Source organism: Murimonas intestini (assembly GCF_024622195.1).
Classification (GTDB): domain Bacteria; phylum Bacillota; class Clostridia; order Lachnospirales; family Lachnospiraceae; genus Murimonas; species Murimonas intestini.
Window position 1 is genome coordinate 97,185 of the sequence record NZ_JANKBI010000020.1, and the last position, 10,825, is coordinate 108,009.

General features: G+C 42.3%; 9 protein-coding genes. 2 read left to right on the forward strand and 7 right to left on the reverse strand.

Going from position 1 to position 10,825, the window contains the following annotated elements; translation table 11 throughout:
• Positions 1 to 287 precede the first annotated feature (287 nt).
• Positions 288 to 1,274 (forward strand): AraC family transcriptional regulator, encoded by a 987-nt coding sequence (locus NSB28_RS21515; RefSeq protein WP_109748565.1) that lies wholly within the window; start codon positions 288 to 290, stop codon positions 1,272 to 1,274.
• On the opposite strand, the gene NSB28_RS21520 is transcribed toward NSB28_RS21515, so the two are convergent.
• The 6 genes from NSB28_RS21520 to NSB28_RS21545 form a co-directional block, all read right to left on the reverse strand.
• Positions 1,239 to 2,825 carry a response regulator transcription factor gene (locus NSB28_RS21520; protein ID WP_109748566.1) on the reverse strand — a complete coding sequence of 529 codons (1,587 nt, stop codon included), beginning with the start codon at positions 2,823 to 2,825 and terminating at the stop codon, positions 1,239 to 1,241. The two genes, NSB28_RS21515 and NSB28_RS21520, sit on opposite strands and share 36 nt — an antisense overlap.
• A 5-nt stretch (positions 2,826 to 2,830) precedes the next feature.
• Positions 2,831 to 4,621 (reverse strand): cache domain-containing sensor histidine kinase, encoded by a 1,791-nt coding sequence (locus tag NSB28_RS21525; protein WP_109748567.1) that lies wholly within the window; start codon positions 4,619 to 4,621, stop codon positions 2,831 to 2,833.
• Positions 4,587 to 6,317, reverse strand: coding sequence for an arylsulfatase (locus tag NSB28_RS21530; RefSeq protein ID WP_109748568.1), 1,731 nt, complete (start codon positions 6,315 to 6,317; stop codon positions 4,587 to 4,589). Before NSB28_RS21530 ends, NSB28_RS21525 begins: the two co-directional genes overlap by 35 nt.
• Before the next feature lie 4 nt (positions 6,318 to 6,321).
• Positions 6,322 to 7,161, reverse strand: coding sequence for a carbohydrate ABC transporter permease (locus NSB28_RS21535; protein ID WP_109748569.1), 840 nt, complete (start codon positions 7,159 to 7,161; stop codon positions 6,322 to 6,324).
• A 4-nt stretch (positions 7,162 to 7,165) separates the two neighbouring features.
• Positions 7,166 to 8,047 (reverse strand): carbohydrate ABC transporter permease, encoded by an 882-nt coding sequence (locus NSB28_RS21540; RefSeq protein ID WP_187374167.1) that lies wholly within the window; start codon positions 8,045 to 8,047, stop codon positions 7,166 to 7,168.
• A 61-nt stretch (positions 8,048 to 8,108) separates the two neighbouring features.
• A complete protein-coding gene (locus tag NSB28_RS21545) occupies positions 8,109 to 9,446 on the reverse strand; it encodes an ABC transporter substrate-binding protein (RefSeq protein ID WP_109748571.1) in 1,338 nt (445 codons plus the stop codon).
• A 211-nt stretch (positions 9,447 to 9,657) separates the two neighbouring features.
• On the opposite strand from NSB28_RS21545, the gene NSB28_RS21550 reads away from it, so the two are divergent.
• Positions 9,658 to 10,440 (forward strand): class I SAM-dependent methyltransferase, encoded by a 783-nt coding sequence (locus NSB28_RS21550; protein ID WP_109748572.1) that lies wholly within the window; start codon positions 9,658 to 9,660, stop codon positions 10,438 to 10,440.
• A gap of 150 nt (positions 10,441 to 10,590) precedes the next feature.
• Here NSB28_RS21550 and NSB28_RS21555 read toward each other — a convergent pair whose 3' ends face one another.
• Positions 10,591 to 10,746, reverse strand: coding sequence for a J domain-containing protein (locus NSB28_RS21555; protein WP_257517611.1), 156 nt, complete (start codon positions 10,744 to 10,746; stop codon positions 10,591 to 10,593).
• Between the last annotated feature and the right edge of the window lie 79 nt (positions 10,747 to 10,825).

The following is a 10,825-nucleotide window of genomic DNA, read 5'->3' on the forward strand; positions in this document are numbered from 1 at the left end:
AATGACTTATTTAAATTACTATTCTATAGAATAATATAATGTAACTATTCAGCAGGTCTGTGCATTTACTGCACAGACCGTAAGAAAATGATTCAAGGGTGCAAAAATCCCATCGCCGAAGGCGATTTTAAATGGATTTTTGCATGTAACTGTGAAGGTACTGAACAGTTACAATATAATTATATAACCTTTTTCTCTTATTTAAATAGACTTTCTTCTCTAAATATATTACAATATTCCCATAACCTGTCCATAGAGGCTCAAAAGCATGACTGGAGGAATAAATAATGACACCAGAAGTATTACAGATCACAGACCACAATTTCATGGATATTCTCGCCCAGGGCAAAAAGGAATTTCCCCTCCAGTACTATGTAGATGAGTTTGAAAAATATCCGGGCAGAATGATACCACTGCACTGGCATCCCGAAATAGAGTTCTATGTTGTATCCGGATGTACACTTCAAATCCAGCTGGGACAGACAACTATTACTCTAGGAGAAGGGGACGGCCTGTTTATTAACTCCAATGTTCTTCATTCTTTTTCTCCGATAGATTCCGGGAAGTCTGCATGTCCTAATATCGTGTTTTCACATGAACTCCTGGCCCCCTATGGGAGTATCATTTATCAGAAATACATGCAGGATATCTTAAAAGATGAAGAAATACCATACATTCTCCTTCATCCAGACTGCCCCTGGCATAAAAGCATCCTGTCTCTTCTGGATAAGACGTTTTCATTGCTGCAAAAATACAGCCCTCCTTCTGATTTTTATGGTCAATTCCCATATATCGGATTTCAAAATGCTGATGTGCAAAGTCAATGTTATGAAATGGAAGTTCAGACGCTGTTAAATAAAATCTGGCAGATTATCTATATAAACAGATTTGATATTCCAAAATCAGCTGTTAAAAAAAACAACCATCTGCTGCAGATAAGAATGCAGAAAATGCTTGCTTTTATTCATGATAATTATGCAGAGCCAATATCCCTGCAAGATATTTCAGGTGCCGCAGATATCAGCAAAAGTGAGGCTTCCCGCTGTTTTCATTCGTATCTGCGCGAGTCACCCATAAGCTATCTGCTCAATTACAGACTTGAGAAGGCTAAAAATATGCTTCATCAAAGTGATTGCACAATCCTTGAGATCTCAGAAAAATGCGGCTTCGGATCTGCAAGTTATTTTTGCAAGATATTCCGCAGAGAGACAGGAATCACTGCTTTACAATACAGGCAGCTAATTGCCGCTGCTGTACCGGCAGGACGAAGGTGACATACCATAAAGCTGTTTAAATTTCTTAGAAAAATAGAACTGGTCTGAGTATCCTACCGTCTCCGCTATCTCCTGGATGGGAATCAATGTATTCTTTATAAGATATATTGCATTTTCCATACGCACATGATTAATATACTGCGAAATGCTCATTCCCGCTGTCCTTTTAAAGGTTATTCCCACGTAGTTTGCATTGAGGCTCAGAATATCAGCTATCCGCTGTACCCCCAGTTCTCCGTCATTATACTGCTTTTCCACAATATCTTTTACCTTTTTGACGATCTGGTCTGCCGATACATACTGTACGGTGTCTGCCATTCCTGCCAGTTCTTCAAAAAGACGCCTCATCTCCTGCCGGCAGCTGCTGATATTTCCGTTTTCAAGAAAGGCTCTCTGGACAGATGAGATTTTTTCTGCCATCTCTTTGTACATAGAATCCGGAAGATACTTTTCTGCCATACAATATGCCAAGTACAGCATTCTCTTTATAAGCACATCAAGCATATCAAGAGAAACAAGCTCTTTTTCCAAAGTATCAAAAAATTCCTCTAATGCAGCCAAAATTCCGGCACGGCTGCAGGGCTCCAGATTTTTCTCCAGCTTCTCCATACAGACCTGCAGCATACGTCTCTCTTTTCCGCGGATTTCTTCCTCATCACAACAAATAATACATGTCTCATTTTTATATCCGGGCATGGAATCATAAAAAAGCTCTTTCCTGATAGAAGCATATGCCTTCCTAATATTATCCGGGGTACCTGGAAAAGGCTCTGAACAGATCACCCATTCCCTGCACATCGGCTTTTTCTGGTAAACAGCCAAATGATCCTCTATCCTCTCCTTCAGCTGCCCGGCATCCTCCCCCTCTATCACTCTGAATATCCTTTTAAATTTATCTGTGATGTTCAGGCATATACGCCCCTGGATATGGTTCTGAGGATGAGGACCTGCCTCATCCTCTGTAATTTCAAATAATGCATTTTCATCAGCACGGCAGTTCTCACACAGAAGCATATAGGAACCTGATTCCACGATCCCGTAATTTTCCAGCATTCCCTGGAAAATAGCTTCATCCTCCTGTCCCCGGTTCTCTAAAAGCATCTGGCTTAAATAAGCATTTTCCAGTTTATCTTTATCCGTGCGCAGTTCCTGCACAGCTATTCTCTCTCTGTGCTTGGCATCCAGTTCCTCCCTGATCTTCAATACTGTCCCGCTCATCTCCTGCTTATCCACAGGCTTCAGCATAAAATAGCTGACGCCAAGATTTACAGCTCTTTTCGCATATTCAAAGTAATCATAGCCTGTCAGAATAATGATCTTTAATTCTGAATTTTCCTTCCGAATCTTCTCTATAAGCTCCAGGCCGCTGATATCAGGCATAGAGATATCCACTACAGCTAAATCCACCTGATTTTGCTGAATATAGGAAAAAGCCTTTTCCCCTGACCCAATCTCCGCTTCCACCTGAAATCCATGGGCTTCCCAGTCAATACATCTGCAGACCCTTCTGCGGATGTAATATTCATCGTCAACAATGATCACTCTGTACATACTATTTATGACACCTCATTTCTTGGAAGGATAATCTTTACAATAGTCCAGCGGCCTTCCTCGGACTGAACACTCAGCCCATACTTGCTGCCATAGTGGAGCTTGATCCGCTTATCTGTATTTTGTATGCCAAAACCATCAAAATCTTTATCATTATTTATCATTGACTCATTTAGCTGCTGAACCTTTTTGGGCGGGATGCCGCACCCATTGTCCACCACTTCAATGACACATGTGTCACCTTTTACACATCCCTGTATAATTAAGTCAAAAGTATTATCCCGCTTCTGGAACCCATGCACAATTGCATTTTCCACAATTGGCTGCAAGATCAGTTTAATACAGTTTTGTTTTTTTAACTCCTCTGAAACTATGATCCTGTATCTGAACAGATCAGGAAAGCGCTCTTTTACAATATCCAGGTATTCTTTCACGATCAAAAGCTCAGATTCAATTCCTGACTGCTCCGCCTCACTTCTGAGCACACGCCTGTAAAACTTTGATAAACAATTTAATACAAAAATGGCCCTATCCTTCTCTTCCTCCTCTATCATGCCACAGACTGTCTCCAGTGTATTATATAAAAAGTGCGGATTCATCTGCATCTGTATATAATTGATCTCAAAAATACGTTTCTGCCTCTCGATCTCAATATTATTTGTCATAAGCCTGTCCAGCTTCACGATCATGTCATTGATCTGGTTACATAAAGCTCCCATGTCGCCCTCCGGAATCTCTTCAATCCGGACCTGACAGTTTCCTTTGCTCACTTCCTCTACTACCTGTCCCATATCCTGGATAGGCTTTGTCAGCTTTCTTGTCATAAACCGGATGAATACCAGAACGCTTAAAATCAAAACTACCTCCATCACAGCCAGGATAACCACCAGCTTAAAGGTATTTTTCTTGATTTCTTTGTCCTGGACAGTGGCAAATATATTCCAGCCCATAGACTCATACGGGTAGCTCAGAAGTATGTATCTTTCACCGTCATACTTAATATGGTCCACTTTTTTAATCTCGTCAGCCTCCAGACCACCAAACGGCATATTCTGAAGACTTTGGTCTAAAGCACTTTCATCTGTGGAGGATATTATTTTTTCCTCCTTATTCACTACAAACACATTCATATATCTCTGCAGGTTTTTTCCATAATAGCTTTTCATCTGCCCGCGGTTTACGCAGATTTCCAGTACCCCCATCAGTTTGCCGCCATAGCTGTACACCTTTCTCTGAAAAGCCAGAAAAACCTCTGTTTTCCCTTGTCCTGTTAAATTACTGTATGAGATCCAGCGTGACAGATCCTCTGAATCAATCAATTCTCCTGCCGAAACCTGCTTTTTCTCCATATATTCTTCCGGATCATCCTCCGCATTTCCGCTAAAATATTCTCCTTCCACTGTATAGAAATTAATCTCGTCATAGACATCCTGCGAAGCAGTCATATACATAAGCAGGTTAGTAATTCCCATGACCCTCTGAAAGTTCTTATATCCCATATCCTCCGCATCTATGGAGATTGCCTCCTGGTACTGCTGGTTCAGGGTCACATAGAGAGCTTCCTTTTCAATCTCTTCCACAAAGCCCTCCAGAGAATTTACAACTGTATTTAAATCCTTTTTTGCATTCTCATATATCTCTTCCTCCAGCATCTGATATGAAAATCTGCCGATAATAATTCCAAAAAAGACGAGCACAGCCAGGGCCGTCATAAAAAACGTCCAAAACATACGCCTCTGATAAGTTTTTCTTGTCATCCGGTCAACTATCCTCTTCCAGGTAGGTAATGTATACATAGTAAGCTCCCTGCTTTTTCCCGTCCATGTTTATAAAACCAGCTTCTATCCTCATAATCCCCTCTTCACAGATGTCTGTCTGAAATTCCACTGACTCCAGATCAGGCTGTACAGAAGCCTCATACTCCTTATCCTGCAGCCTCACATATGCCTTGGCGGGGCAGAATTTAACTGCCTCCTGAAGGCTGTGATAAGGTGCCAGCGCCTCTTTCTCTTTTGGGGTAAGCTGCTGGGATATAGCCTTGGCTGCCTCCCTGGGCCACCGGCAGACTTCAATTTTATAATGACCTGTCCGGCGCACATCCACACACCAGCTTCCCGTAACAGTGAATACATTAGCCACCATTACCTGACTCCATGCCACATCCCCGTCCAGATCCATTGCATTTAAGCAGACTGGATTTTCCTGGGGGCACCCTGCATATATGGGACTGTTTACTTTTCTGCTGCCCTCTGTCTGTTCCCACCATTCCAAATGGGCCTTTCTCAGCTCCCTGACCACCTGCGGATTCTCTGCCGCTACATTTCTATGCTGGCCAGGGTCTTCCCTGATGTCATAGAGTTCTTCCCCTCTTATGAGGCGCCATCTGGGCGTTATCACAGCGCACTCCCACACAGCCGGCTCTTCTGTTCCCTGATGGAATTGTATGAATTCCAGACGTTCCTCAAACCCTTTCTCATCCTCCAGGATTTCTGCAAAACTCTGTCCATCCCACAAAAGCCCTTCCGGAACAGAAAGATGGCAGAGCTCTGCCAGTGTGGGGACTACATCAATATGCAGGCACATCTGTCTAATCCTCCGGCCTCCGAAAAATCCCCCGTTTTTCCATCTCATCATGAAAGGCACCCTGTGGCCGCCATCATAATAAGAAGCCTTTATCCCCCTCATGCCCGCATTATAGCCCTTCACTATAAATTCCTGATCATCCTGCAGCCCGCAACCTGAACTGCCGTTATCTGTCATAAATATCAGGATGGTGTCATCCAGTATCCCTTCCTCATCCAGCTGCCTGTACAGTCTTCCGAAATTTTCATCAATATTTGTTATCATGCCGTAGAAATCAGGTTCTACTATCTCCGGCTCATCCCTGTAAAGTCTGGAATAGCGTTCTTCTACCAGGAATGGGGCGTGGGGCGCATTGGTGGAAATATAGGCAAAAAATGGCTCCTGCTTATGTTCATGTATAAACTTAGATGCCTCATTAAACCATACATCTGTGCAGTATCCTCTGTAATCCACAGGCTCTCCATTCTTAAAGTAAGTATCATCAAAATAATTATTTCCCCAGAAATCCGGTGTCTGTCCAACTCCGCCGCCTTTGTGGGCCACTACATACTGAAATCCCCTGTCCTGGGGACGGTAGGGATAATTATCTCCCAGATGCCACTTACCAAACATCCCCGTGGCATAACCGCTGTCCCTGAAAAGCTCTGCAAGCGTTACCTCATCCGCATGGAGTATGGAGCGTCCCCAGCAGGTCGCCCAGACACCATTTCTCAGAGGGCGGTTTCCCGTCAGAAGCGCCCCTCTGGTAGGCGCGCACAATGGCGCCACATGAAAATCATCAAATACTGCGGCCTCCCCGGAAAATCTGTCTATATTTGGTGTCTTTATATAGGGGTTCCCATTGCAGCCCAATTCTCCATACCCCTGGTCATCAGTGATCACCAGGACTACATTTGGTCTTTTTATCATTTTATCACCCTTTCACTGCCCCGGCAATCATTCCCTTTTCCACATTTTCCTGGCACAGAATATAGAAAATAACGATTGGAAGCATAGAGATCACAATAGATGCAAATATCCAGCTCAGATTTACCTGATAATCCCCTTTAAACGCCAGCAAAGCCACTGAAATAGTCTGATACTCCTTCTTCGTCAGCAGTACACTTGCCAGCGGCAGCTCATTATAAGTAGATAAAAATGCCACAATGCAGGATGTTGCTATTCCAGGTTTCGATATTGGGACAATGATTTTCCATACTATCCCGCGCAGACTGCAGCCATCAATAGAGGCAGCCTCATCAATCTGGGAATCAATTCCCTGGATATATCCGCTCATCAGGAAGCTGGACATAGAGAAATTCAGGCCTGAATATATGATAATCATATACACCATGCTGTTCTGTCCGCCTACCAGGTTACTCATCTGGACAATAGGAATCAGTGCCCCGTGAATGGGGATCATCAGTGCTGCCAGAAAATACATGCTTAATACAGAGCTGCCTCTGATCTTTTTCCTGGCTATAATATATGATGCAGGTATTACACAAACCATCATAAGCCCGATAGAGCATACACTTAAAAACAGTGAATTAAATGTCGCGCGTATAATTCCCGCCACACTGTTCGCCTTTACATAATTATCAAATCTCCATACTTCCGGAAAACGTATCATAGATTCCCAGATCTCATTATCATCCTTCAGAGATGAGATAATAGTAAAATACAGCGGAAAAATAGTAGTAAGCAGCCATAGAAAAGCCAGCGTCCAAAAGATTATTTTTCCTGCGCTTATTTTCTTTCCAATTTTATTCATATCATCAGTCCTTTCTGCATGCCCGTAATACTCCATTGATTACAACGGTTATAAGAAGGCTGATAAGGACCGTGATTACACCAATGGCATTTGCATATCCGAATTTTCCATAATAAAATGCGTTTTTAAAGAGTATGGTGGAGAGCACTTCTGTAGAATTTCCAGGTCCGCCCCCTGTGAGTGCCACTACCAGGTCATAAATCTTAAATGCGTTCATCAGAATCAGAACTACGGATATCTGGATAGTGTTTCCTATAAGAGGCAGGGTTATATTAAAGAATATCTGTCTTCTGCTGGCCCCGTCCAGTTTAGCCGATTCTGTCAGGTCATCCGGTATTGCCGCCATTGCTGAGGAATACAGCACCATATGCAGCCCTACGTTGCACCATATAAGAACGAATGCCACAGCCCAGATAGCAAGCTGCATATTACCCAGTACATTTACCTTTTCATTTCCTCCAAACAGCTTTACAATCTGTGCAAAAGGCCCCTTCATTGGATACAGTATAAAAGTAAACATCAGACCCACAGACACTTTATTAATGATAACCGGCAAAAAATACGATACCCTGACAAAACGCAGTCCAAAAAATTTTTTCTGGATGACAGAAGCCAGAAACAGTCCGATGGGTACTATTCCCACAACACTTGTGACCATGATGATCACTATATTTTTTAAAGCTATATGAACGCTCTCATCCTGAAAAAATGAGGCATAATTTTTCAGACCCGCAAACACATAGGGTGTTGTATACACACCGTTCCACTCAAAAAAGGAGGTATACAGCATATTCAGCAGCGGATATGCCACAACTGCAGAATACAGAATAAATGCCGGCAATATAAGCGGCAATGCCCCTTTATTTTTCTTTCCGTTATTACTCATATTCTTCTCTTTTAAAAAGGGGCTTTTGTCAAATAATTTCAACAGCCCCTTTTTACCCCCCTTATTTATTGTTTTGATAATTATCAAGTTCTTTCTGGATGGCGGCAGCAATCTCATCCGGTTCTCTTCCGGCAAACAAGGTCTGCATCTCATTGCGCACTACATCCTGTGTATTAGGCATCTCAAAATACACATCCAGTTCATCACAGCCGCCGCTCTTCTTTGCAAAGCTTTCCATATATTCCTGCATCAGGCGCTCTGTCCCCTCTTTATTTATCTCTACATCCATAGGAAATACGCCGCCCTTCCAGAGCTCGTTCTGTTCCTTATAAGTCTCTTCCTCAGTCATGAACTTTAACAGCTTTACAACGGCATCATATTTGGGGCTGTCCTTGTCTACTGTAATGGAATAGGCATCTCCCATGGAAATATACCACAGATTCTTATTTTCCGGATGCTCTTTAAAATATGGCATTCTGGTAACCTTAATGGAATCATAGTCCTTTGAACTTTTCATCTGGGGGATCACTACGCTTAAATCCATCATCATTGCCGCCTCCCCGTTTATAAACCGTGCTTCATGGGCTGTGGCATCATCCGAAATAGCAAACTCCCCAAATACACCCTGGTCAATAAAGCTCTTGAAGGTATTGATGACTTCCATCATCTTATCTCCTGTCCATTTCTCTTTTCCTGACACCAGATCATCTTTAAATTCCATCCCCCACATCTGGAGCGCCAGCAGTGTATGCCAGTGACAGACACGCCCTTTTGTCTTGGCTCCTAATGCCATGGGAATATAGCCATTCTCCTTCAGGACAGGCGTCATCTCCAGGACATCTTCCCAGGTTTCCGGCGTTTTAAGTCCGCACTCATCCAAAATGCGCGTATTTACATAGAGCATATTTGCTAAAACCTTCGTCGGAACTCCATAAATACCATCGATCCCCCTGGCGGAATAATTAAAGCTTTCATAGATTCCATCTCCTGCCGGCCCATTCCAGTCCTCTGCTGAGATAATGTCTGAGATATCCTTTACCACACCGCTCTCCACCCACTCTGCAATATCGTTATTTCCGTAGTTTGTAAAGATGTCTACCGGCTTTCCTGATGCAACAGTGGATTTCAGTTTTGTCTTATAGGCATCCAGCTCCACCACAGACAGATCCTCCACCTTAATATCCGGATTTTCCTCCTGGAATTTAGCCAGCCTTTCCATATAATATTTGGAATCCGGTTCCTCCTCATTGGCAAATCTGGACATATAAGTGATCGTAATCTGCTCCTTAGCCTCACTGCTGCTCTCTTTGGCGCCCCCGCCGCTCTGCTGCTGACAGCCGCCCAGTAACAGACATGCCGCCATACTCAGCATCATACATTTTTCCAGTTTTCTTTTCATGTTCTTACCTTCCTCCTTTTTTCTTATTGTATCATGTCGGAATATTAGTGTTAATGAACGAATGACAGACTTTATGGATAAAACATTGTATCTGTTAGAGATATTTATTTGTAAAGATAGTACTGATCATTTTTTCGTGTTAAAATAGATCTGACCAATATTTTACTGAAGAACAATAGTTACTGAACCATTGACGAGTAAGAGGAGATAAATGTTGAATAATAAAAATTATTATAAAAAAGAAACCGCAAAAATATGGGATGATATAAATGAATGCCTGCTTTCTAAAACAACAGCGATCAGCCATGATGATTATTTACGGGCGCAGGCCGGAGAACTGAAAGTAAGTCTGGCCGGGGTAAAAATAGTTCCAAAAGCGTGGTTTCCTGCCTTAACTGGAAAAGACGTACTGGCATTAGCAAGCGGCGGCGGCCAGCAGGCACCAATCTTTGCAGCTCACGGTGCAAATGTTACTGTAACAGATTTATCCGGGAAACAGCTTGCAAATGAACGATATGTTGCGGAAAGAGAAGGTTACTCCATAAATATTGTAAAGGCCGATCTGTCAGAAATTTTCCCTTTTCCAGATCATTCATTTGATTTAATATTTAACCCAATCTCAAATTGTTATGTTGAATCTATTCAGTCCGTTTGGGATGAGTGCGCAAGAGTCCTCCGCAAAAATGGAGTGTTAATGATGGCATTTGTCAAAGAAGAATTTTTCATGTTTGAACCAGACTATAAAAATGAAGATTTTCTGATTTCCAGACATTCATTGCCTTTTAATCCGTATAAAGATCTGTCAGAACAATCAAAAAAGAAATTCATAGAGGAACACCGGCCGTTTGCCTTTAGCCATTCCCTGACTGAGCAAATAGGCGGTTTAATAAAAGCTGGCTTTGAAATAACAGACATTTATGAAGACTGTGATGGAGGTGGTCTATTCGATAAATATATGAATTCTTATGTTGCTGTCAGAGCAACCAGAAAATAGATCAAATTGAATCAAAGCAAACCAGGACAGGCCATGACCTGTCCTGACAAAGCTCTGCTGCCCCACCATATTTACTACTTATTAAATGATATCCCAGTATAACTCAAAGTAAATAACTTAATGTTTCGCTGGGAGTTATATTAGTTACAATCAGTATGATAACTTTTCATATGCTGCATCGATTTCCTCTTGTGATGCAAACGGTTCTAATCCAAGCTCTTCCCATGTAGTTCCATACGGAGCACCGCCGCTTGTATATCCGGCTATGAATGCAAACGTATCATCAGAATCAATATAGCAATCCATTAGAGGGCGTAAAAATTTCTGTGTCTATAAAAAATGATGTTTTCTGGTAAGAACCAGATATGTAGAAATTTCTTGTCGA

Bases quoted from the DNA above. Each gene is read 5' to 3' on its own strand.
- NSB28_RS21515 (WP_109748565.1), top strand. From the start codon at position 288: ATGACACCAGAAGTATTACAGATCACAGACCACAATTTCATGGATATT.
- NSB28_RS21520 (WP_109748566.1), bottom strand. From the start codon at position 2,825: ATGTACAGAGTGATCATTGTTGACGATGAATATTACATCCGCAGAAGG.
- NSB28_RS21525 (WP_109748567.1), bottom strand. From the start codon at position 4,621: ATGTATACATTACCTACCTGGAAGAGGATAGTTGACCGGATGACAAGA.
- NSB28_RS21530 (WP_109748568.1), bottom strand. From the start codon at position 6,317: ATGATAAAAAGACCAAATGTAGTCCTGGTGATCACTGATGACCAGGGG.
- NSB28_RS21535 (WP_109748569.1), bottom strand. From the start codon at position 7,161: ATGAATAAAATTGGAAAGAAAATAAGCGCAGGAAAAATAATCTTTTGG.
- NSB28_RS21540 (WP_187374167.1), bottom strand. From the start codon at position 8,047: ATGAGTAATAACGGAAAGAAAAATAAAGGGGCATTGCCGCTTATATTG.
- NSB28_RS21545 (WP_109748571.1), bottom strand. From the start codon at position 9,446: ATGAAAAGAAAACTGGAAAAATGTATGATGCTGAGTATGGCGGCATGT.
- NSB28_RS21550 (WP_109748572.1), top strand. From the start codon at position 9,658: ATGTTGAATAATAAAAATTATTATAAAAAAGAAACCGCAAAAATATGG.
- NSB28_RS21555 (WP_257517611.1), bottom strand. From the start codon at position 10,746: ATGGATTGCTATATTGATTCTGATGATACGTTTGCATTCATAGCCGGA.